This is a genomic window from Vibrio sp. 1069 (genome assembly GCF_033340555.1).
The window spans coordinates 1-1,032 of sequence record NZ_JAWOWP010000124.1; the positions used below are offsets into that span (position 1 = coordinate 1).

A 1,032-nucleotide genomic window follows, 5' to 3' on the forward strand; every position below is an offset into this window, starting at 1 on the left:
ACCGCTTTGATACCATCCAGTTTGAGCTCCTTTGCAAGCTCATCGCTGCCTTGTTTGGTTTTAGTGAAAACAAGTACTTGTTGCCAGTTTCGTGAACCAATTAAATACGCTAACAATTCACGCTTACGCTTTTTATCAACTGGATACACCATCTGCTTAACCGTTTCTGCCGTTGTATTCGCTGGAGACACTTCCACCTCAACAGGAGAATCCATCAGTTTGTAAGCGATGGTTTTAATGCGTTTTTCAAACGTCGCCGAAAACAGCATGATTTGTTTGTCATTCGGTAGTCGACGAAGAATGCGTTGCAGATCAGGCCAAAAACCCATGTCCAACATTCGGTCAGCTTCATCAAGCACCAACACGCCAGTTTTAGAAATGTTTACGTTGCCGTTAAACAAGTGGTCTAACAATCGGCCCGGCGTAGCAATAAGAATATCCGCGCCCTCTTCCAACTTGTTCTTTTGCACGCCAATACTTGTACCGCCGTACACACAAACAATACGTAGATCCGAGTGTTCCGCGTATTGCGTTAAATTGTCAAACACTTGCTGCGCCAATTCACGAGGTGGAACTAGGATGAGAGCGTGAGGTGTGCCATTACGTTTCTTTTGCTGTACCGCCTGAATAATCGGCAAACCAAATGCCGCCGTTTTACCGGTACCCGTTTGCGCAGCCGCAAGAAGATCTTTGCCTTCCAGTACGTGTGGAATCGATTTTTCTTGGACTGGCGTTGGCGTCACAATATTCATATTGTTCAACGTTTCGACTAACTGTTGTTCAATGCCAAGATCAGCAAAATTAACGGACATGATAAACCTCATAATTTTTGGAGCGCAGAGTTTACCAGAGCCGCCATAGCCATACTACCTCTTCGCCAAAGGATTGAGTTATGAACTGATTAGCTGTTGGTGAAATTCAAGTGATTGGCGCAGCACGTCTTGATAAAGCTCTGAGAAATTCGCCTCTAACGCTGCGTATTCACCATCTAACACCTCAAACGTTGTCGTCAAGTCGGCCATTCTCGGGCAT

Annotated in this window: 1 protein-coding gene and 1 pseudogene; both read right to left on the reverse strand. The window is 45.3% G+C overall.

The window, feature by feature from the left end; genetic code table 11:
* On the reverse strand, nucleotides 1-812 hold an 812-nt coding region (locus R7040_RS24865), incomplete at its 3' end, for a DEAD/DEAH box helicase (RefSeq protein ID WP_318097336.1).
* Nucleotides 813-890: 78 nt separating this feature from the next.
* Nucleotides 891-1,032, reverse strand: a pseudogene (locus R7040_RS24870) (ACP phosphodiesterase); the annotation flags it as partial.